20 protein-coding genes are annotated in these 21,542 nt (G+C 68.3%); 15 read left to right on the top strand and 5 right to left on the bottom strand.

The genetic code is table 11. From position 1 onward, the window contains the following. Window positions 1-294 precede the first annotated feature (294 nt). From ACIPV2_RS02475 to ACIPV2_RS02465, 3 genes are all read left to right on the top strand, one after another. Window positions 295-636 carry a protein-L-isoaspartate carboxylmethyltransferase gene (locus ACIPV2_RS02475; protein WP_400838025.1) on the top strand — a complete coding sequence of 114 codons (342 nt, stop codon included), beginning with the start codon at window positions 295-297 and terminating at the stop codon, window positions 634-636. Window positions 637-716: 80 nt separating this feature from the next. After that, window positions 717-1,013, top strand: a complete 297-nt coding sequence (locus ACIPV2_RS02470; protein ID WP_400838022.1) for a hypothetical protein — start codon at window positions 717-719, stop codon at window positions 1,011-1,013. Window positions 1,014-1,091: 78 nt separating this feature from the next. Beyond that, window positions 1,092-1,421, top strand: a complete 330-nt coding sequence (locus ACIPV2_RS02465; protein ID WP_400839887.1) for a hypothetical protein — start codon at window positions 1,092-1,094, stop codon at window positions 1,419-1,421. 1,001 nt (window positions 1,422-2,422) lie between these two features. Here ACIPV2_RS02465 and ACIPV2_RS02460 read toward each other — a convergent pair. Both ACIPV2_RS02460 and ACIPV2_RS02455 read right to left on the bottom strand, forming a co-directional pair. After that, on the bottom strand, window positions 2,423-3,871 hold the full coding sequence (locus tag ACIPV2_RS02460; protein WP_400838020.1) for a DUF222 domain-containing protein: 1,449 nt from the start codon (window positions 3,869-3,871) through the stop codon (window positions 2,423-2,425). A 116-nt stretch (window positions 3,872-3,987) separates the two neighbouring features. Beyond that, on the bottom strand, window positions 3,988-6,099 hold the full coding sequence (locus ACIPV2_RS02455; protein WP_400838018.1) for a RecQ family ATP-dependent DNA helicase: 2,112 nt from the start codon (window positions 6,097-6,099) through the stop codon (window positions 3,988-3,990). A gap of 67 nt (window positions 6,100-6,166) precedes the next feature. On the opposite strand from ACIPV2_RS02455, the gene ACIPV2_RS02450 reads away from it, so the two are divergent. The 8 genes from ACIPV2_RS02450 (at window position 6,167) to ACIPV2_RS02415 (ending at window position 13,347) form a co-directional block, all read left to right on the top strand. Then, window positions 6,167-6,586, top strand: coding sequence for a pilus assembly protein CpaE (locus ACIPV2_RS02450; RefSeq protein ID WP_400838015.1), 420 nt, complete (start codon window positions 6,167-6,169; stop codon window positions 6,584-6,586). Between the two features lie 62 nt (window positions 6,587-6,648). Then, window positions 6,649-7,656 (top strand): 1,2-phenylacetyl-CoA epoxidase subunit PaaA, encoded by a 1,008-nt coding sequence (gene paaA / locus ACIPV2_RS02445; protein WP_400838012.1) that lies wholly within the window; start codon window positions 6,649-6,651, stop codon window positions 7,654-7,656. Then, window positions 7,653-7,943, top strand: coding sequence for a 1,2-phenylacetyl-CoA epoxidase subunit PaaB (paaB, locus tag ACIPV2_RS02440; RefSeq protein WP_400838009.1), 291 nt, complete (start codon window positions 7,653-7,655; stop codon window positions 7,941-7,943). Before paaA ends, paaB begins: the two co-directional genes overlap by 4 nt. 83 nt (window positions 7,944-8,026) lie before the next feature. Beyond that, window positions 8,027-8,917 (top strand): 1,2-phenylacetyl-CoA epoxidase subunit PaaC, encoded by an 891-nt coding sequence (gene paaC / locus ACIPV2_RS02435; RefSeq protein WP_400838006.1) that lies wholly within the window; start codon window positions 8,027-8,029, stop codon window positions 8,915-8,917. Window positions 8,918-9,039: 122 nt separating this feature from the next. Beyond that, complete coding sequence (gene paaD / locus ACIPV2_RS02430; RefSeq protein WP_400839885.1) at window positions 9,040-9,498, top strand: 1,2-phenylacetyl-CoA epoxidase subunit PaaD; 459 nt, start codon at window positions 9,040-9,042, stop codon at window positions 9,496-9,498. A gap of 14 nt (window positions 9,499-9,512) precedes the next feature. Further along, window positions 9,513-10,658, top strand: a complete 1,146-nt coding sequence (paaE, locus tag ACIPV2_RS02425) for a 1,2-phenylacetyl-CoA epoxidase subunit PaaE (protein WP_400839883.1) — start codon at window positions 9,513-9,515, stop codon at window positions 10,656-10,658. Window positions 10,659-10,788: 130 nt separating this feature from the next. Further along, entirely contained in the window at window positions 10,789-11,559 is a 771-nt protein-coding gene (locus ACIPV2_RS02420) for an enoyl-CoA hydratase/isomerase family protein (protein WP_400838003.1), read from the top strand. A gap of 264 nt (window positions 11,560-11,823) precedes the next feature. Further along, window positions 11,824-13,347, top strand: coding sequence for an ATP-dependent DNA ligase (locus ACIPV2_RS02415; RefSeq protein ID WP_400838000.1), 1,524 nt, complete (start codon window positions 11,824-11,826; stop codon window positions 13,345-13,347). A 96-nt stretch (window positions 13,348-13,443) separates the two neighbouring features. On the opposite strand, the gene ACIPV2_RS02410 is transcribed toward ACIPV2_RS02415, so the two are convergent. Then, window positions 13,444-13,953, bottom strand: coding sequence for a phosphoribosyltransferase (locus tag ACIPV2_RS02410; RefSeq protein ID WP_101187363.1), 510 nt, complete (start codon window positions 13,951-13,953; stop codon window positions 13,444-13,446). Window positions 13,954-14,087: 134 nt separating this feature from the next. Here ACIPV2_RS02410 and ACIPV2_RS02405 point away from each other — a divergent pair, with 134 nt between their 5' ends. Beyond that, window positions 14,088-14,903, top strand: a complete 816-nt coding sequence (locus tag ACIPV2_RS02405) for a class II glutamine amidotransferase (RefSeq protein WP_400837996.1) — start codon at window positions 14,088-14,090, stop codon at window positions 14,901-14,903. A 3-nt stretch (window positions 14,904-14,906) separates the two neighbouring features. On the opposite strand, the gene ACIPV2_RS02400 is transcribed toward ACIPV2_RS02405, so the two are convergent. Then, on the bottom strand, window positions 14,907-16,040 hold the full coding sequence (locus tag ACIPV2_RS02400; RefSeq protein WP_400837993.1) for a YihY/virulence factor BrkB family protein: 1,134 nt from the start codon (window positions 16,038-16,040) through the stop codon (window positions 14,907-14,909). A gap of 269 nt (window positions 16,041-16,309) precedes the next feature. On the opposite strand from ACIPV2_RS02400, the gene ACIPV2_RS02395 reads away from it, so the two are divergent. After that, window positions 16,310-18,025: a thiamine pyrophosphate-binding protein gene (locus ACIPV2_RS02395; RefSeq protein WP_400837990.1), complete on the top strand. Its 1,716-nt coding sequence runs from the start codon at window positions 16,310-16,312 to the stop codon at window positions 18,023-18,025. Between the two features lie 156 nt (window positions 18,026-18,181). After that, a complete protein-coding gene (locus tag ACIPV2_RS02390) occupies window positions 18,182-18,856 on the top strand; it encodes a hypothetical protein (RefSeq protein ID WP_400837987.1) in 675 nt (224 codons plus the stop codon). 7 nt (window positions 18,857-18,863) lie between these two features. Here ACIPV2_RS02390 and ACIPV2_RS02385 read toward each other — a convergent pair whose 3' ends face one another. After that, a complete protein-coding gene (locus ACIPV2_RS02385) occupies window positions 18,864-20,717 on the bottom strand; it encodes an FAD-dependent monooxygenase (RefSeq protein ID WP_400837984.1) in 1,854 nt (617 codons plus the stop codon). Between the two features lie 105 nt (window positions 20,718-20,822). Here ACIPV2_RS02385 and ACIPV2_RS02380 point away from each other — a divergent pair, with 105 nt between their 5' ends. Continuing rightward, the gene (locus ACIPV2_RS02380; RefSeq protein ID WP_400837981.1) at window positions 20,823-21,512 is read left to right on the top strand and encodes an IclR family transcriptional regulator; all 690 of its coding nucleotides are present in this window, start codon (window positions 20,823-20,825) and stop codon (window positions 21,510-21,512) included. The last annotated feature ends 30 nt before the right edge of the window (window positions 21,513-21,542 follow it).

Here is a 21,542-nt window from a genome sequence, read left to right as displayed (position 1 = left end):
CTCAGACAGGAATCAGGTGGGTCGGGTCACGCGGCGACTGGGGCGCAAGCGGGCTCGGCCCGCTGCTGTATTGATGTCTTGCACGACGGCTCATGTCGATGATGTCGGGCGACGGACAACACTGTCGAACCCCACCTTAAGGAGCGGCTTTGGGCGGTGCCTGACATCCTCGTTTCCCCCTGGAAAACGATTGCTCGGATTGGGTGTCAGCCGGTTGCCGATCCTGGGATCGGCAACCGGCTGAGATAGTCTTTTGTCAAGTGCATCAGGCACTTTCGACTGACGAGGTACTGCATGCCGCATCGCGATAGAGCCACGATCGAGTCATGGATCGCTGAGTTCCTTCAGCATCGTGACGTCGAGGCTCTTGACATCACCGTTCTTGATCGGAACTTCGAATCCGGACCGGACTCCGGTCTCGTCGTCGTCACCTTGCGGGACGCGTCGACGCTCACCTACATCCATCCGCAGATCCGCCAAGGAGTTCCGCGTTGGGTCGTGACATTCGAACCGCGCAGTGAGGGCATGGACCTTGATGCCGGCGAGACAGAGCAGCTCGGATCGGACATCACCGTCCTGAGCGAGCTCTGCGCCTTCCTGCAGAGCAAGACGGACGCTGCGCTATCGGCCCGCTGACGCCAATTCACCGCATCGCGTCTGCGGTCGCGTTCGAGGGATGTCCACCACGATTCTGTCCTGCCCGGTAACCTCATCAGGTGGGAAGACTCGAGTACAACAGCGCTCAACCTCCGATCGAGGTCGATGACGAGACGCTGGCATACCTGAAGATCGTCATCGGGACGAAACTGCGTCGGCAGGAGAGTTTCATGATGACCTGGCTGCCGGACGAAAAGAGTGAGGCCGGCCGCCTCACGATTTGGATGCACCCGAGCATCCCGCTCATCCTCGCTTTCGACGACCCAGTGATGCACAAGATCGACCCGCAGCGGATTCAGCAGATGATGGAGCACCTGAGCAGTCGCGGTGAGCTCGTCCTCGATCAACTTCCCTGACCCGCCGTTGCACGACCTTCCCTTCTAGCGCACCAGAGCACGTGGGGAATGACCGTCACCGTCGCTATGGTTGTGCATATGGCGACTCTCCACTACGGGATTTCAGACGACCCGATCCATATTGACGATCGCGCGCTCGCCCACCTGAAGATCGTCGTCGCCACCAAACTCCGCCGCAACGAGTCCTTCACCCTCTCCTGGAAGCACCCCGAGGGCGAGCCTGGTGGCCGATCCACGCTCTGGATCCACCCCTCTATCCCACTGCGATTCGTGTTCGAAGAACCGGAGCCGCCCCAGATCAACATGAAGTGGGTGGAGCAGCTCATGCACACCGCAAACTCCAGCGGCGGGATCATGCTGGTTGACGAGGTCTTGGCCGCCCCTGAACTCGAAGCCAGCGCACCCTAAAGTAGGTCCCAGTCCCCTGACGAGCTCAGCGAAAGCACGGACTCCTCAGCCTCGAACGACACGGTCTCGATTGTGATCAACACCCGGCTACGGGGAGTGATGAGGGCTCTGATCTGCCGACCATCCGTCGTCGCGAATCGCACCAACGAACCAGCCGTGGCCACGGCGGCGGCGAACTGCTCGCAGAGCGCATCGACATCCTCTGAGGGCGTGAGGATAAAGCTTGAGCCATCGATGCTGACTCGAGTCCGCTGCACCGTTCGATCACGCATACACAGACGGTAAGACTCGCACACCCCCAGACTGAACGGGGTTGCGGAAGTGGCTACGCTGAGGCAGTCTCCACGCTGCGTTCCCCCGGGCTGCCCTCTACTGGCTCCGGCACAACATAAAGTCCGGACGGCGAATTTGCGGTGAAGGTGAGGGCCTCAACCCACGCGCGGTTGATTGCAGGAGCACGACTGCCGAAGTACTTGAAGACCATCGACGACGCCGAATGAATCCACACCGTCGTACGACCGCCCCCGGTGCTAGTGTCTTCTCTCCATGTGAAAGCGAACGGCTCCCCGCGACGCAACTTCGCCGTGATAGCCAACTGGACATGAGTGAGGGTGCGGTCTTCGAGTTCGACCTTCGGTCCACCCTCATAAATAAATCTGCCCATGATGACCTCCCCCGCCACGTATTGTCCACACTAGCCGCGGTGCGCCTCCAGCCGATGAGGGCACCGCTTCGCTCCCGCAGCCGAGATCGAGTAACCAGACGGCAACTACTATCGGGGCAACTCCGGGTTGGCTGCACAAAGCCGTTCAAGGCGCCATCGCCCGGTCTGTACACAGTTGCCGTGAGAGGGCCGTTCGTGCTGACGCTCGTCGTCGCTGTGACGTCGATCGCAGTTCTGATCCCCTGCCGATACCTACAGGGCGTGAGCACGATGGCCGTCGGGAATGGACAACGAGTGGCCCGACGCAAACGCTCAACCAGTCCTGAAGTGGCCGTGGCTACTCCTGCATCACCACATTGCGTTGCGTCTGGCTGCGCCACCGCCGCGTGTCGAGAGTGGAGAGTCTCGGCGTGCGCCACTTCTGCTCCGCATCCCACCACGCGGGCCCGCGGATCTGCGGGAGGCCGCCGTTCATGCGGATCTCCCACCCGGACTGGCCGAGGGATCGGTGATGCCACCAGCAGAGCGGGACGCCGTTGTCGGTATGCGTCGGACCGCCGCGGGCATGCTCTGTCACATGGTGGATCTCGCACCAGGTCGCGGAGACGTGGCATCCGGGGATCAGGCATTCCTTGTCTCGAGCGACGATGGCACGCCGCTGGAACACGGTGAACACCCGGTCGGTGGTCGTTATCCCCACGATTCGGCCCCCGTCGAACAGCACGCGCTGCACCGCCGCCGTGCAGGCGGTGTGGGTCGCAACGTTCAGCGGAACGGCCGCATCAGAGCCGGGTAGCGTCGCCCAGCCGGTGCCGGCGGCGAAGTCGGCTGCGTCGACGTGCACGACGAGCGTCGGCGCGGCACCGCCGAGCGACGGCATCTCGCTGTGTCGAGCGGCGATGCCGAGAGCGGCAGCGAGGGCGTCGTGCCGCTTCTGTGCCGGTGTGCGCGGATCGATCACCTTGCGCGGGTCGCTGTTGAACTCGTCATCGCTGCCGGGGTCGTCGTCGATGGTGAACCGGACGCCGGTGTCGGGAGCACCGCCGACCTTCGGGTTGTTGTAGGCGTCGTCGATGAGCTGAAACTGCGCAGCCAGCTCGGGGGTGAGGCCTCCCCGCACGGGGTGGAGACCGTCGCGCACCCGGCCGATTGTGAACCCTCGGCGCGCCTGCGCGCGCTCGTCTGACGGCTCGGCCCCGTCGGGGTCGAGAGCGATCGCGAGAGCGGCCGCGAACTGCTTCAGGTCTTCCGCCGACGCTCGCGGCGCCTTCCCGCGCTCGACGTCATCCGCACCCGGAAGCTCGTCGCCGCGCGCGAACGCCGCGAGGTTGGCATCCGCCCACATCCGCTGCTCGACCGTGATGCGATCCCGAGCGCGCTCCAACGGACCGACCGCCGCCAGCAGACCGTCGACTCCGACGGCGCCGTCGAGCAGAGCCTCGCGCATGGCAGGCCAGCGAGCGGGCATCCGCTCCCCCGACACGAGGTTCGTCTCACGCTGCACGGCATCTGCCGCCCGCATAATCCGCGCCGCGGTGGATGCATCCACGAGCGCGGCTCGGCGGAGCATCTCGTTCATGCCCCGGCATCCGAATCGATGCCCGAACTCGGTGTCGGCTGTCGCCGCCGTCTCGACGATGCCGGCATCGGCCAGCCGCGATATCTCCCCGAGGCCGGCGAGCGCCTCAGCGCGCGACGCGTCGGACAGTCCCGCCAGAGCGTCGGTCGCCAGCAGACCGCGCAGGTCAGCGGCGACCTGAGCGAGAGCATCGGCGGGGCTGTTCATACCTCTATTCTGACGAGGGCCACCGACATTGGCGGGGCCGATATCCCCAGATCAGAAAAACTTTTCGGGAGGATTTTCCGGATGCCGAGCAGGCGACGAACGTCTGACGCGCGGGCTCAGCCCCGCACGGCGAGCACGAACGGCAGCACCTCGCTCACCCCGGCGCGGCGCAGCTCTCGGGCAGCGACCGTCAGCGTCCACCGGCTGTCGGCCTGGTCATCGACGAGAAGCACCGGCCCATCCGGCAGTGCCAGATCCGAAGCGCTGAGGCGATCCCACAGTCCGGCAAGACGGAACACGCTGTTGCCACCCGGCTCACCGCTCGGTCCGCCGTTCGCGAAGCCGAGCGCGCCGAGGTACGGCAGCCGCCCTATGCTCGCGATGCCGCGAGCCAACGAGTCGACGAGCAGCGGCTTCGACCGCGACGGCATCGCGATCACCGCGACCGGCCGTCTCTCCCAGCCCCAACCGGCCAGCACGCGCACGCACGCCTCGAGCACCTGAGGGGTGACCTCGGCATCCGGAGCTCCGGCGGCGAACATCTGCCGCAACGTCCCGCCCCAACCGAGGTCGGTGAGCCTCGCCAGCGCGCGCCCCTCCCCCGCCTGCTCGTCAGCGGGAATGCGCCCCTTCACCGGCACGCCGACTCGATCGCCACCGGTGGCCCATTGCTTTCGCGGCTCGATCGGCACGCCGACCCGGTCGAGCGCGCCGGATGCCGCTGCTCCGGCATCCGAGCCGATCTCGGTCGGAAACCATGGGCCGGCGCAGTTGTCGCAGCGACCGCACGGCGCGGCCGTGTCATCGTCGAGCGAGCGCTGCAGGAACTCCATCCGACAGCCGTAGGTCTGCTGGTAGTCGATCATGTGCTGCTGCTCGGCCCGGCGCTCGGCGGCGATGCGCTCATATCGCTCGGCGTCGTACACCCAGGGCTGACCGGTGGCGACCCAGCCGCCCTGCACGCGCCGCACGGCGCCGTCGACGTCGAGCACCTTCAGCAGCAGCTCGAGCGGCGTGCGCCGGATATCGACGATCGCCTCGAGTGCGGGAGTCGAAAGCGGCTGATCTCCCAGCGCCGCGATCACGCGCTCCGCGCGTTCGCGGTCGGGCATCGATGCGGTGGCGAAGTAGTGCCAGATGTCCCGATCCTCCACACCCGGCAGCAGCAGCACGTCCGCGCTGTCACTGGCACGCCCGGCACGACCGACCTGCTGGTAGTAGGCGACCGGCGACGACGGGGCGCCGAGATGCACGACGAAGCCGAGATCGGGCTTGTCGAAGCCCATGCCCAGCGCGCTGGTCGCGACGAGCGCCTTGACCTCGTTGCGCTTGAGCATCCCCTCCGATTCCTCGCGCTCCTCGGCATCGGTCTGCCCGGTGTACGCGCGCACCTCGTGCCCCTGCTCGCGCAGCAGCCGGGCGGTGTCGACCGCGGCCGACACCGTGAGCGCGTAGATGATCCCCGAGCCGGGCAGATCGTTCAGGTGGCTGAGCAGCCAGGCCAGGCGCTGTGCGGAGCCGGGCAGCTGCAGCACTCCGAGCCGGAGGGATGCCCGGGCCAGCGGTCCACGAATCGTCAGGACCCCGGCATCCGCCGGTGAAGCCCCACCGAGCTGCTCGGCCACGTCGGCGACAACTCTGCTGTTCGCCGTCGCCGTGGTCGCCAGCACCGGCACGCCGGCGGGCATCTCGGCGATCAGCTCGCGCAGGCGCCGGTAGTCGGGTCGGAAGTCGTGCCCCCAGTCGCTGATGCAGTGCGCCTCGTCGACCACGAGCATCCCGATCCGGCGGATCAGCGCCGGCAGCTGGTTCTCGCGGAACGCCGGGTTGTTCAGCCGCTCGGGCGAGACGAGCAGCACGTCGACCTCGTCGCGATCGAGCCGCCCGATGACGTCTGCCCACTCGTGCGCGTTCGTCGAGTTGATCGCCACCGCGCGCACGCCGGCGCGTTCGGCCGCGGCGATCTGATCGCGCATGAGAGCGAGCAGCGGCGAGACGAGCACCGTCGGGCCCGCCCCCTGCTTGCGCAGCAGCAGGGTTGCGACGAAGTAGACCGCCGATTTGCCCCAGCCCGTGCGCTGCACGACCAGCGCGCGGCGGTGACCGGCCACCAGCGCCTCGATGGCCTCGTACTGCCCGTCATGGAACGTCGCGTCCGGCCGCCCGACCAGTTCACGCAGCGCGGCGAGCGCGGCATCGCGGATGTCGGTCGAGGTCGATGCAGTCATGGCATCCACTCTGCCGCACCCCGCCGACACCGCCCTCACGGGCGCCGCAGTCGCTTACCGTAGAGGCATGATCAGCCGCGAACTGGCCGTCGCCCTGCGTGAGAGCGGTCTGGTCTGGCATCCGGCCAGCGGTGATCGCTTCGCGCTGGACCTGCCCGAGGAGATCGAGCTCGAGGCAGAGGCCGACATCTTCACCGTCAGTGAGATGACGATCGAGGCGCGCGCGACCCCGTCGGGCACCGACCTCGCCTTCAACGGCACCACCGAGTGGGCGCTCGATGCCGTGCAGCTGTCGGAGGCCGTCTGGCTGCCCCGCGAAGACCAGCTGCGTGAGCTGCTGCGCGGCACGTTCCGCACGCTGCAGCGGCTTCCCGACGTGTTCGTCGTCGAGATCGAGATCACGGGCGAGCGCATGAGGTTCGAGCATCCCGAACCCGCCGAGGCCTACGGGCAGGCGCTGCTCGCGCTGTTGCGCCGCGCTCGCTGACCCCTGCCTTGATCGTCTGACTCGGGCGTGCGAGAATTACCTACCGAACGGTCAGTAAACCGATGGAGTCGACGATGACCACCCCCGCAGACCTCTCGCTCGTGCACGGCGACATCTCCGACGACGAGCGACGATTCGACGAACTCGTCGCGAACGAGCAGCGCATCGAGCCGCGCGACTGGATGCCCGAGGCCTACCGCAAGACCCTCATCCGGCAGATCTCGCAGCACGCGCACTCCGAGATCATCGGCATGCAGCCGGAGGGCAACTGGATCACCCGCGCACCGAGCCTCAAGCGCAAGGCCATCCTGATGGCCAAGGTGCAGGATGAAGCCGGCCACGGCCTCTACCTCTACTCCGCCGCGCAGACCCTCGGCACCACGCGCGACGACATGATGCAGCAGCTCATCGACGGCAAGGCGAAGTACTCGTCGATCTTCAACTACCCCACCCCGACCTGGGCGGATATGGGAGCGATCGGCTGGCTCGTCGACGGCGCCGCGATCGTCAATCAGGTTCCGCTGTGCCGCGCGTCGTACGGCCCCTATGGGCGGGCGATGGTGCGGATCTGCAAGGAGGAGTCATTCCACCAGCGGCAGGGATTCGAGATCCTGCTCTCGCTGATGCAGGGCACCGACGAGCAGCGCGAGATGGCTCAGGATGCCGTGAACCGGTGGTACTGGCCGAGCCTGGCCATGTTCGGCCCGCCCGACGATCAGTCGCCGAACTCCGCGCAGTCGATGAAGTGGAAGATCAAGCGCTTCTCGAACGACGACCTGCGTCAGCGCTTCGTCGGGATGCTCGTGCCCCAGGCCGAGATCCTCGGCATCACCCTGCCGGATCCCGACCTCAAGTGGAACGACGAGACTCAGCAGTACGACATGGGCGAGATCGACTGGGACGAGTTCTTCGAGGTGCTGAAGGGCAACGGCCCGTGCAACGCCGAGCGGCTCGAACGCCGCCGCACCGCGCACGAGGAGGGTGCGTGGGTTCGCGAAGCCGCAGCCGAGTACGCCCGGGTTTCGTCTCGCTCCGCTCGCTCAACCACCGGGAGCGGGGTGGCATCATGACCAAGCAGAGCGCGTGGCCCCTCTGGGAGGTCTTCGTGCGCGCAAACCGCGGACTCAGTCACGTGCACGTCGGGTCGCTCGTGGCTCCGGATGCCGAGATGGCCGTCCGCAATGCGCGCGACCTCTACACGCGTCGCGGCGAGGGGGTGTCGATCTGGGTGTTTCCGGCGGACGCCATCACCACCAGCGATCCGGATGCCAAGGATGCCTACTTCGAGACCTCCGCGGGCAAGAACTACCGGCATGCCGTGTACTACACGGCATCCGAGGGGGTGCCGCACCTGTGACCCACGACGTCCATCCCTCTCCGGTCGTTGAGCAAGCGAAGCGCGTCGAAACGCAGCAAGCGAAGCGCGTCGAAACGCAGCAAGTGAAGCGCGTCGAAACGCCCCGCTCACCCCGCGACGACGTCCACGTCTCCGTAGAGCAGCTGCACCTGGCATCCGAGCTCTCCGGCGGCGAGAGCCGCGCCCGCTCGGCCGACGTCGCCGAGTACGCGCTCTGGCTGGGCGATGACGCGCTGATCCTCTCACAGCAGCTCGGCGCCTGGATCTCGCGCGCCCCCGAACTCGAGGAGGACGTCGCCCTCGGCAACATCGCCCTCGACCTGCTCGGCCACGCCCGCTCGCTGCTGCGCTACGCCGGCACGTGGGACGGTCGCACCGAAGACGACCTCGCGTACTTCCGCGACGAGCCGGAGTTCCGCAGCTCATGGCTCGTCGAGCAGCCCAACGGCGACTTCGCGCAGACCATCGCCCGGCAGCTGGTGGCGTCGACGTACATGTACGAGCTGTATTCAGCGCTGCGCGACTCGACGGACGAGACCTTCGCCGCGATCGCCGCGAAGTCGCTGAAGGAGGTCGACTACCACCGCGACCACGCCGTGCAGTGGGTGCTGCGCCTGGCCGGCGGCACCGAGCTCTCTCGCGAGAAGATGGTCCGCGCGCTCGGCGACGTGTGGCCGTACGTCGACGAGCTGTTCCGCGACGAGCCGCTCATCGACCGACTCGAGGGCGTCGCTGCACGGCCATCGTCGCTGCGCGTCGGGTTCGACGCGGTCATCGCCACGGTCTTCGGCGAAGCCGGCCTGCTGGGTGGGTCCCTGAGCCTGCCGCTCGTGGTGAGCGAGCGCCAGCGAGTCGAAGTGAAGGGCAGGGCATCCCGCGCCGGCGGCCGCCGCGGCTCCCACGCGACCCCGTTCGGACACCTCCTCGCCGAGATGCAGGTGCTCGCGCGACGGCATCCGGGGGCGACATGGTGACCCTTCGACAAGCTCAGGGACCCAAACAGGCTCAGGGACCCAAACAGGCTCAGGGACCCAAACAGGCCCAAGGAGCCAAACAGGCTCAAGATCGCCGCGCTCGCGCCGACCGTGCCCGGCAGATCGCCGCGGCCATCGCAGACCCCGAGATCCCCGTGCTCACCATCGCCGATCTCGGCGTGCTGCGCGACGTGCGAATCGACGGCGAGCGCGTCACGGTGGACATCACCCCCACCTACTCCGGATGCCCGGCGATGGACGCCATCCGCGACGACATCATCCTCGCGCTGACGGCCGACGGCTTCGGCGACGTCGAGGTGCGCCTCGTGCTCTCCCCCGCCTGGACGACCGACTGGATGAGCGAGGAGGGCAAGCGCAAGCTCGTCGAGTACGGGATCGCTCCGCCGTCCGGCCGGGCAGCTCACCAGCAGGGACCGATCCGGCTGGCCCTTGCGGTCAAGTGCCCGCAGTGCGGCTCGCTCGATACCCGCGAGGTGTCGCGCTTCGGCTCGACCTCGTGCAAGGCGCTGTTCGAGTGCCGCGCCTGCCTCGAGCCCTTCGACCACTTCAAGGTGATCTGATGCCGCTGTTCCGGATGCCCGTCACCGCCGCTCACGAGGGTAGCCCGCGCCTCGCGGATGGACGTCGCCGCGCACGCTTCCACACCCTCACGGTCTCGGACGTGCGCCGCCTCACCGACGACGCCATCGAGGTGACCTTCGCCGTCCCGGCCGAACTCGCAGACGAGTACGCCTACCTTCCCGGGCAGTATGTCGCCCTGCGCGTGCAGCTGGACGGCACGGAGGTGCGCCGCTCATACTCGCTGTGCCGCCCGCCGGCACCGGTGCGCGACGGCGCGACCAGCCTCAGCGTCGCGGTCAAGCGCGACGAGGGCGGCCTGTTCTCCACCTGGGCGCAGACCGAGCTGACGGCCGGATTCGAGATCGGCGTGATGAGCCCACAGGGCACCTTCACCTCAGGACTCGACCAGCTGGAGGGCACGCACGTCGTCGGCATCGCGGCGGGCTCGGGCATCACGCCGATGATGGCGCTCGCGCGCACCCTGCTCACGGCATCCGACACCACGCGCTTCACCCTGCTGTACACGAACAGGTCGACGAGCGACGTGATGTTCCTCGAGGATCTCGCCGACCTCAAAGACCGCTACCCGACCCGGCTCGTGCTGCACCACGTGCTCTCGCGCGAGCAGCGCACGGCGCCGGTGCTCTCCGGCCGCATCGACGAGCAGAAGCTGCGCACGATCCTGGATTCGCTGATCCTGCCGTCTACGGTCGACGAGTGGTTCCTGTGCGGACCGTTCGCGCTCGTGGACATGTGCCGCGAGGTGCTGGCCGACCTTGGCGTGCCGACCGAGCACGTGCGCTTCGAGCTGTTCACCACCGGCGACGCGCCCGCCGAACGCGGACCGCGGCGGGTCGAGGTGCGCACAGGCGAGAAGGCGTACCGCATCGAGATCAACCTCGACGGCGTCTCTTCGACCGTCGAGAGTCCGGTCGATGCGCACGAATCGGTGCTGAACGCGGCGCTGCGGGTGCGACCGGATGCCCCCTTCGCCTGCTCGGGAGGAGTGTGCGGCACGTGCCGTGCACGAGTGCTGGAGGGCAGCGTGACCATGACCGAGAACTATGCGCTCGAACCCGACGAGCTCGAACGCGGGTACGTGCTCACCTGCCAGTCCCACCCGACCGCTGACCGCCTTGTCGTGGACTACGACGTGTGACCCTTCGACAGGCTCAGGGACCCAAACACGCTCAGGGACCCAAACAGGCTCAGGGACCCAAACAGGCCCAGGCCCTTCGACAGGCCCAGGCCCTTCGACAAGCTCAGGGAACCAGATCTAAGGAGTGCGCATGATCGACCTGCACATCGCCGACGACGTCGCCCACATCACGCTCAACGCGCCGGAGCGGCTCAACGCGCTCGATGAGCGGGCGCTGCACGAACTGCGGGCGGCGTACGACGAGGCCGAGCATGCTGGTGTGCGCGCGCTGGTGCTGCGTGGCGAGGGGCGCGCGTTCTGCGCTGGCCGCGACATCTCCGCGGTCGACCCGCGCGACGACGACGTCCTGGGCTACCTCGGCGGCATCGTCACGCCGCTGCTGAAGCGCATGGCGCCATTTCCCGCGCCCACCTTCGCCGCCGCGCACGGCGCCTGCCTGGGTGTCGGCCTCGGACTCCTCATCGCCACCGATGTGGTCTACGTCGCCGAGTCGGCGAAGATCGGCTCCCCGTTCGCCGCGCTCGGCGCGACGCTCGACTCCGGCGGACACGCTCTGTTCGCCGAGCGGCTCGGCGCCCACAAGACCCTCGACCTCATCTACACCGGCCGCCTCATGTCGGGTTCAGAGGCAGTGGCATCCGGGCTCTTCTCCCGAGTCTTCCCCGACGAGGCGGTGCAGACGGCGACCGAGGATGCCGCGCGCGCCGCCGCACGCGGCGCGACCGCGGCGTTCCTCGCGAGCAAGCAGCTCATCGCCCGGATCCGCGACGAGCGGATAGCCCTGTGGGAATCGGTCGACCTCGAGAACGCCGCGCAGGCCGCCCTCTGCGACACCGACGACTACCGCGAGGGATTCGCCGCTTTCCAGCAGAAGCGGAACCCGGAGTTCCGCGGTCACTGACGCGGCTTGCCGGAGACGGAAAACACCGGTACCCGGCATTCCCCCCGGCGTTTTCCATCCCTCGTTCGCTGAAGAGACGGAAAACGCCGGTACCAAGCATCCGCCACCAGCATTTCCCATCCCTCGTTCGCTGAAGAGACGGAAAACGCCGGTACCAAGCAGCCGCCACCAGCGTCTCCCATCCCGTACCTCGCCCGGCGGGTGGGAAACCCGGTACGCGCAACCCCCTGCATCCATGTCGGCGGCCGGTGACACGATGCAGGGATGATGCTCTCCGAGCTGCTCACCGCGACCGATGAGGTCACCGCCACCTCATCCCGCCTGGCCAAGATCGATGCACTCGCACGGCTGCTGGCGGCCGCGCCGCCCAAGGAGCTGCGTCCGCTGATCGGGCTGCTGCTCGCCGCACCTCGGCAGGGCCGGCTCGGCGTCGGCTGGCGCACGCTGAGCGGGCTCGAGGCCGAGCACGCCGAGGCTCCGACGCTCACGATCGCGGAGGTCGATCAGGCGCTGGATGCCCTTGCCGCTACATCCGGAACGGGCTCGACCGCCGCGCGGCAGGGCGTGCTGCAGGGGCTCGCCGCACGGTGCACCGCAGCGGAATGGCATCTGCTGTCGCGCGCGATGATGGGCGAGCTGCGCACCGGAGCGCTCAGCGGTGTGCTGCTCGACGCGATCGCCCGCGCCTCGGATCGTCCAGTGGCTGCGGTGCGTCGCGCGGCGATGCTCTCCGGCGATCTCGGCGAGACGGCCGTCGTCGCGCTGACCGGTGATGAGGGCGATCTCGATGCCGTCGGGCTGGCCGTCGGACGGCCCGTGATGCCGATGCTCGCATCCACCGCGGCCACGCCGACCGCAGCACTGGAGATCACGGGTCGAGCGTCGGTGGAGTACAAACTCGACGGGGCGCGAATCCAGGTGCACCGGCGCGGTGATGAGGTCGGCGTCTACACCCGAAGCCTCGCCGACGTCACGCATCGCGTGCCGGAACTGGTCGAGATCGTGCGCTCGCTGCCCGCGCACGATGTGATCCTCGACGGCGAGACGCTGTCGCTCGATGAGGACGGCGGGCCTCGGCCGTTCCAGGAGACGATGTCGCGCTTCGGAGCCGACGTCGCCCGCGAGATCGCGCTGCGCCCCTGGTTCTTCGACATCCTGCACGTCGACGGCCGCGACCTCATCGACGAGCCCCTCAGCGTGCGGCTCGCCGAGCTCGAGCGCGTGGCCGGCGACTGGCGGATGCCGGGCATCGTCACCGACGATGCGGAGGAGGCCGAGCGGCTCTCGCGCGACGCCCTTGCCGCCGGCCACGAGGGCGTGCTGGTCAAAGCGGTCGAATCGACATACACCGCCGGGCGCCGGGGCAAGTCGTGGGTGAAGGTGAAACCGGTGCTCACCTACGACCTGGTCGTGCTCGGCGCCGAGTGGGGGTCGGGCCGGCGAACGGGGATGCTGTCGAACCTGCACCTCGGCGCGCGGGACCCCGACGGCGACTTCGGCGAGCCGGGCGGGTTCGTGATGGTCGGCAAGACGTTCAAGGGGCTCACCGACGAGCTGCTGCGCTGGCAGACCGAGAACTTCCCCGCGCTCGAGACCCGTCGCACGGCGAGCACCGTCTTCCTGCGACCAGAGACCGTCGTCGAGATCGCGATCGACGGCGTGCAGCGCTCACCCCGGTATCCGGGCGGCATCGCGCTGCGCTTCGCCCGCGTCAAGGGCTATCGCCCCGACAAGACGGCCGGCGAGGCCGACACCATCCAGTCGCTCAGGTCGCTCCTGCGCAGCTGAGACGCTCACGCCTCGCCTCGCCTCGCCTCGCCTCGACAACCGCCCCGGCAGCACCCACTCCCCGGTCGTTGAGCGAACGCAGTGAGTCGAAACGCGTCACGCGCTGGCCGGCAGCCCCTGATCCTCCTCGACGACCGTGCCCTTGAACGACCACGGGAAGTTGATCCACCGATCAGTGTCCTTCCAGGCGAAGTCGGGCTGGATGATCGTCGACGGCTTGGTGTAGATCGTGACCGAGCGCACGTCGGCGCCCTTCTCCTTCAGCAGCTGCACGGCGAGCGCGAGCGTGCGACCGGAATCCGCCACGTCATCCACGAGCAGCACGCGACGCCCGTTCAGGTACTCCATGTCGAGCTCGGGCGGCAGCACCTCGGGAGCGTCCAGAACGGTGCCGATCCCGGTGTAGAACTCCATGTTGATCGCGCCGCAGTTCTTCGCGCCCAGACCGTAGGCGATCGCTCCGGCCGGCAGCAGCCCACCGCGGGCGATGGCGACGACCACCTCCGGCATGAAGCCGCTGTCGATGATGTCCCGCGCGAGCACTCGCGTCGCATCGCCGAATCCATCCCAGGTGAGCGTCTCGCGCTCGATCGCTGCCTCAGTCATCGCTCCATTCTGTTACACCTGGGGCATGTCGAACGAACGGATTCTGCCTCTGTCCAGGCGGGATGAGGTAGAAAAGTAGCAGGGGTCGCGTCACCCGCCGCACCTCTCATCCCGATTTCCGAGGTTCTTTCACTGTGTGCCGCCTGTTCGCCTTCGTCTCGTCCGATCACTCCGCCGCTCGCCACGAGCTCGGCGACGATGGCATGCAGAGCCTGCTCTCGCTCGCGCGTCTGCACGGTGACGGCTGGGGCTGGGCCGGGGTGGCGGAAGCCGGGCAGCAGCCCGACGCGCTGCGCTCCGCGAGCTCGGCCATCGGCGACGCCGCCTTCGACCGGGCTATGGATGCCGAGTCGCGCGCAGCCATCGTGCATCTGCGCTGGGCGACCGCAGGTCTGCCCGTGAACGACTGCAACGCGCATCCGTTCGAGATCGACGGCGTCGCATTCGCGCACAACGGCTCGCTCAAGCCTCTCGAGCGTCTGCACGCTCTTCTCTCTGCCGAGAGCGTCGCGACGCTCACAGGCACGACCGACAGCGAGATGTACTTCGCGCTGATCCGCGAGAAGGTCGCCGAGGGCCTCAGCCTGCATGAGGCGACGACCCGTGTCGCCGCGATGCTGCGGGACCTGTTCCCGCTCGCGAGCCTGAACGCTCTGCTGCTCGATGACGAGGAGCTCATCGTCGTGCACGCCAGCGCCACCAGCATCCTCACGGACCACGACCTGTCCCGCCTCGCCCCGCTGGCCGACGTGCTGCCGAGCGAGCACAACGAGGACTACTTCGCCCTGCGCTGGCGTGCGGGGGCCGACGGGACGATCGCGATCGGCTCGACCGGCGTCGCAGGCGACGGCTGGACGGCCCTTCCGGCGGAGTCCGTCACCGCGATCCGGCTGGACGACCGCTCGGTCTCGACCCTCGAACTCGCGGCAGAGCACGCCCTGCACGGTTAGCGCTCAGCGCCTCCGTCCGTCCGCATCGGGGTGGTCGTCGCCATCGTCGTGAGAGCCGTTCTCGGCGTTCAGTCGCAGCTTTCGGCCCTCTTCGATGGTCTTCTGCTCCTTCTCCTGCATCTTCTTGCTCTGCCGGTCGTCACGCGGGGGCAGCTGGATGCTCTCCTCCGCCTCGATGCCGGCCTGCAGTTGACGACCGCGTTCCATCTCGGCGTCGAACTCCGCACCGAAGAGCAGCGACAGGTTCACGATCCAGAGCCACAGCAGCAGGATGATGACTCCCGCGATGCTGCCGTACGTCTTCTGGTAGTTGCTGAAATTGATCACGTAGAAGAAGAACCCGAGCGAGGCGATCACCATGATGAGCAGTGCGACGAGGGCCCCCAGGCTCATCCAGCGGAACTTCGGCTGCTTCACGTTGGGGCTGCCGTAGTACAGGATCGCCAGAGCCAGAATGGCGAGGATCACGATGACCGGCCACTTCGCGATGTTCCACACGGTGACGGCGACCTCGCCCAATCCGATCGCCTCGCCGATGGCTTCGGCGATCGGGCCGGAGATGATCAGCAGCAGCACGATCGCGACGGCGATGACGAGCAGGATGACCGTCAGCAGCAGCACCATCGGCCGCAGCTTCCAGAACGGGCGGCCCTCGTCGATCTCGTAGACGGTGTTCATGGCCTGCGAGAACGCGCTGACGTATCCCGAGGCCGACCAGATGGCGCCGGCCAGACCGATGAAGAGCGCGAGGCCCGCGGCATTCGACTGCGCCAGCTGCTCGATCGGCTGACGCAGCACCTCCACGACTGACTCGTCCGCCACCCGCCCCAGCACACCCAGAAGCAGATCCGTCGTCTGCTTCGCCTGGCCGAACAGACCGACGAGCGAGACGATGGCGAGCAGTGCGGGGAAGATCGCCAGCACGCTGTAGTAGGTCAGCGCAGCAGCGAGTGTGGTGCATCGGTCACGGGAGAACTCGGACAGGGCGCGCTTGAAGACATACTTCCAAGAGGGCTTGTCGATCTGCGGCGGGGTCTGAGGTTTGCGCGCGTCATCGGGCGACGGCGCCTGCTGCTCCTTCGCGGTGCTGCTCTGCGTGTCGCCCTGCGATGCCGACTGCTCCAGGTTTCCGGACATGTCGCCCCTCCGTGCTTCTGCCATCGTGCTGTGACCACCCAGCTTCCGCGTCCCCTCGCGTCTGCGCCACGCCCTCGACGCCTGGCGCTGCGGAGGCTATATTGCGGCACCGGCCTCCGCTCGGACGCACCTGCGCCGCCGGGTAGAATCGGAGGGTCCGGCCGGTGAGGCCGATGCTCGAAAAAGGGGCACGAAGCACTCCGCGATGCGGCGAGAGACGCGAGACACATACGGATTTCTCCGTTCCCTGTCTTGAAAGGCGCTTCACCATGCCCATCGTCTCCGCACATGTCGCCCTCACCCTCGCCCAGCACATCGACCACGTCTTCGGCGTGATGGGCAACGGCAACGCGTACTTCCTCGATGCGATCGAGAAGCAGACCGACGCCGTCTTCACTGCGGTGCGCCACGAGCAGGGCGCCGTCGTCGCCGCTGACGCGCACTTCCGGGCATCCGGCCGGATCGCTGCCGCCACCTCGACGTACGGCGCCGGGTTCACCAATACCCTCACTGCTCTGGCCGAGGCCGTGCAGGCGCACGTGCCGCTCGTGCTCGTCGTGGGCGACGAGCCCACCTCCGGCCCCCGGCCGTGGGACGTCGATCAGATCGCGATGGCTTCGGCGGTCGGCGCGCGCACCTATACGACCGGTCATGCGGATGCCGCCGCCACCACCGTCATCGCGATCGAACACGCTCTCACCTACCGGATCCCCGTCGTGCTCGCGATCCCCTACGACGTCGCCTCGCTCGAAGCCGGCCCCGTCGCCGAGGCTCCCGCCCCGCGGATCACGACACCCCTCGCCCCGCGCGGTGAGTTCGCCGACGGGATGCTCGACGAGATCGCTCACGCGCTGCAGTCGGCCGAGCGCCCGTTCCTGCTCGCCGGTCGCGGCGCCTGGCTGTCCGGGGCGAGCGCGCCACTCGGTGCGCTCGCAGAGGCGACCGGCGCGCTCACGGCATCCACCGCCCTGGGAAGGGGAGTCTTCCCCGACACCCGCTACGACCTCGGCGTGACCGGCGGCTTCGGCGCCGAGGGAGCCATGGATCTGATCCGCCAGGCCGATGTCGCCGTCGTCTTCGGCGCGTCGCTCAACCAGTTCACGATGCGCTTCGGTGAGCTGTTCGCTCCCGGCACCCGCGTGTTCCAGATCGACGTGGCACCGGCGGCGACGCACGCCCACGTCGGCGGCTACGTGCGGGCGGACGCGCGACTGGCGGCCGAGGCCCTGGTCGCGCGGCTGCAGCGCTCCGGAGAAGCGACCGCGGTCCCCGCCGACACATCGGCCGACGGAGCTGCCGCAGCTCGGATCTCCGGAGCTGCCACGCAGCCCTGGCGCGAATCCGTCGATGTGGCATCCGCCCGCACCTACGCAGAAGGAGACGAGCTCGCCTCCGACGGCCGCCTCGACCCGCGCTCCGCCGCGCGCCGCATCGCCGAGCTGCTGCCCGAAGACCGCGTCGTCGTCTCGGACGGCGGCCACTTCATCGGCTGGGCGAACATGTACTGGCCGGTCGCCGCTCCCGACCGCATGATGATGGTCGGCACCGCCTTCCAGTCCATCGGCCAGGGCTGGCCGAGCGTCGTCGGCGCCACCCGCGCCCGCCCGGAGCAGACGATCGTGCTCACCTCGGGCGATGGCGGTGGGCTGATGGCGATCGCCGACCTCGAGTCCGCCGTGCGAGCGGCCGTCGGACGAGGCGTTGCGGTGATCTGGAACGACGCCGCCTACGGCGCCGAGGTCAACCTCTACGGCCTCAAGGGCCTGGCCGAAGGCCCGATGCTCATCCCCGAGGTCGACTTCGCCGCCTTCGCGGGAGCCGTCGGCGCCGAGGGCGTCGTGGTGCGCACGCTCCACGACCTCGACCGGCTGCGCAGCTGGGCATCCGAGAACCCGGCCGAGCGGCGCTTCCTGGTGCTCGACCTGCGCATCTCGAGCACGGTCGTCGCCCCGTACCAGGAGGAGATCATCCGCGTGAACTCCTGATGCGGCATCCGGATCACACGGTTTGCAGGAGAACGCACGAAACGCAGGAGCCGATTCGAGATCGGCTCCTGCGTTTTGCGTGAAGTCCTGCATTCCGCGGGCGCGACGAGACGCCCGTGGCTAGACTGCGTGGAACCGAGTCGAAGGAGGCCGCCGATGGGCGAGATCTCGCCGGCCGCCGGCTCCCAGCGGCCTCGTCTGCGGGCCACCATCATCACCGTCGCCGTCGTGGTCGCTGCCGTCCTCATCGTCGTCGGCCTCGCCGCGGCGCAGGGACGAGCGACGGCCGAGCCTACCGCTCCCCCGGGTCCGCACACTCTCGAGCTCATCGAGGAGACCCTGCCACCGGGGCTGGGGTTCCTCGGCTCGGATGACGCCGAGGCACTCGGCGGCGCGACCGATGGCGACGTCATGCGCTGGCAGACGGCGCTGCAGAGCGCCTTCCACGCAGATCCGAACTTCGGCTCTCCGTGGACCTCGCAGGATGGCACGCTCTTCACGATCGTCTGGTACGGCGAGCCGACGGATGCGCTGCGGGCGCACGTGTCGGAGGCGCCGAGCGGGCTCGACGTCGTGATCCACTCAGCCGACTTCCCGCCCGGTGAACTTCAGGAGCTCGTCGCCCGTGCGATGAAGCCGGGCCTCGTGCCCGGCGTGCAGCTCGTGCTCGGCGCCGTGGAGAACGATGCCTCCGGCATCCGTCTCGGTCTGGCCGAAGAGCCCGAGAAGACGCTCGAGGAGATCGGTGCCGCCATCGCCGACGCACTCGGGCGGCCGGATGTGCCGGTGCGCGTGGAAGTCTCCGGCGCGGTGATCCCGATCGGCGGCTGATCGCCGCTCACGCCGGCAGCAGGGCGCCCTCGAAGAACGTCGCGAGCTCGTCGACCGCGTCGAGAGGGAGGATCGCGGCGACGTACTGATCGGGACGCACCACGATCACGACCCCGTCGCGCGACAGCTCGCGCGCCTCGAAGATGTCGGTGCTGTTCCACTTGCTCGGGGCTGCGGCGTAGACCTTCTCCCAGTCGGTCAGCCCGAGCGGCCCTGTCTTCGGGGCGAACAGCTCGGGCACCGTCGTCACCTCGACGTCCTCGTGCGAGCCCTGGTAGACGGCCTTCACGTCGAACACCGCGTCCACGTCGGCCTCGGCCGGGGTGAACCGAGCGAAGACCTCAGCCGCCCGTGCCGCCCACGCATTCAGCCGCTCGCCCGAGGCGTCGCCAAAGGCGTAAACGCGCCAGCGTCCGTCGGCCTTGGCGTGATGACCGAGGTGGATGACGTTGCCGTCGCATACGCGGGTGACCTCGGCCGACTTGAAACGCTTGCCGAGCGGGAAGCCGGCGGCGAGCGACTGGTGCGCGTCCGTGCCGGTGATCATCGACTCCATGTACTGCGTCATGAAGCCGGAGGGGAACTCGGCGGTGCCCAGGTAGAAGGTTGCCAGCTCCTGCGGGTCGGAGATCTCCTCGGGCTTGCGAGCCATCAGGCTCGACCACTCGCGGTCGAAGTCGATCAGCTGCTGCGCGACGGGTCGGCGCTCGGCGCCGTAGGTGGCCAGCAGCGTCTCGGGGCTGCGTCCGGTGAGCACCGAGCCGAGCTTCCAACCGAGGTTGAAGCCGTCCTGCATCGAGACGTTCATGCCCTGACCGGCCTTCGCGCTGTGCGTGTGGCAGGCGTCGCCGGTGAGGAAGACGCGCGGCGTGCGACCGCTGCCGTCGATGACGTCGTCGAAGCCGTCGGTCACCCGATGGCCCACCTCGTAGACGCTGTGCCAGGCGACGTCCTTGACGTCGATCGAGTACGGATGCAGGATCTCGTTCGCCTTGCGGATGATCGCCTCGATCGGCGTCTGGCGCACCCGGTGGTCATCATCGGCGGCGACCTCACCCAGATCGATGTACATGCGGCTGAGATATCCGCCCTCGCGCGGGATGTGCAGGATGTTGCCGGCCTCGGCGTTGATCGCGCACTTGGTGCGCCAGTCCGGGAAGTCGGTGTTCACGAGCACGTCCATGACGCCCCAGGCGTGCGCGGCCATGTCGCCGACGTGCGTGCGTCCGATCGCCTTGCGCACGCCGCTGCGGGCGCCGTCGCACCCGACGACGTACTTCGCGTGGATCGTGCGCTCCTCACCGGCATCCCGGACCTGCACCTCGACTGGATGTTCCCCGTCGTCATGCACGGTGAGCCCTGCGAACTCGACGCCGTAGTCGGGCACGATGCGCCCCGGACCATGAGCGGCCGCCTCGGCGAAGTAGTCGAGCACACGCGCCTGGTTGACGATCAGGTGCGGGAACTCGCAGATGTCGTAGGCGTAGTCAGCCGTGCGGGCGGTGCGGACGATGTTCTGCCGGTTCTCGGGATCCGGTCCCCAGAAGTTCATCCAGCCGATGTTGTACGCCTCGGCGACGATGCGCTCGGCGAAGCCGAAGGCCTGGAACGTCTCGACGCTGCGCGGCTGGATGCCGTCGGCCTGGCCCAGCACGAGGCGACCGTCGCGCTTCTCGATGATGCGCGTGCTCACGTTCGGGTACTGCGACATCTGCGCGGCGAGAAGCATGCCGGCAGGGCCCGAGCCGACGATCAGCACGTCCACCTCGTCGGGCAGCGCGTCGGGCCGGTCGAGCCCCAGCCCCTCGGCCTGGAGCACTCGCGGGTCGTGGGACACGTAGCCGTGATGGTGGAACTGCATCGTCGTCGATTCCTTCCGGCGTGTTCTATATTGGAACACAGCGTTCTACTATTGAACAGATCGTATATGACGGCGCAGGTCGCCACAAGAGAACAGGAGCGGCCGATGACGGCAGCCCCCGCATCGCAGACCCTGAGCCGCGGCATCCGGATCCTCGAGATCCTCGCCGACGGCCCGCTGTCGATCGATGAGGTCGCCACGCGCCTGGACGTGCACCGCTCGATCGCATACCGCCTGCTGCGCACCCTTGAGGATCACCGCCTCGTCATCCGCGATGCGTCCGGCCGCATGGCTCTGGGCCCGCGCATGGCCGCCCTCGCGGCCGGCGTCGCGCACGATCTGCACGCCGAGGCGCTGCCCGAGCTGACCGCGGTGGCGAACGAGCTCGGCCACACGGCCTTCCTCGCCGTGCTCGACGGCGACGAGGTCATCACCCTCACCAGCGTCGAGCCGCGTCATGCCGTCGCGAATGTCGCGCAGCGGCCGGGCACCAGGCATCCGGTCACGGTGGGCGCGCCGGGCAAGGCGATCCTGGCGCAGATGCGGGATGCCGAATGGCCCGCCGTCGATGCCGCGCTGCGCGCCGAGGTCGAGACTGTGCGCGAGCGCGGCTATGCGCTCAGCCACGACGAGGTGATCCCGAACCTGCAGTCCATCGCCGTGCCGTTGTCGCTGCGCGGGGCGCGTCCTGCGGCCCTCGCGGTGGTGCACGTGGCATCCCGCGTCGCGGATGCCGCGATGGCTGAGCGCCTGACCCGCTCGGCGGAGGTCATCAGGGCCGCCCTCGACGGCTGAGCGTCCGCTCGCACCCGCGAGGATGACAGC

The organism is Microbacterium sp. NPDC089987 (assembly GCF_044748505.1).
In the GTDB taxonomy this organism is placed as follows: domain Bacteria; phylum Actinomycetota; class Actinomycetes; order Actinomycetales; family Microbacteriaceae; genus Microbacterium.
This window is presented reverse-complemented; position numbering and strand designations above follow the sequence as displayed.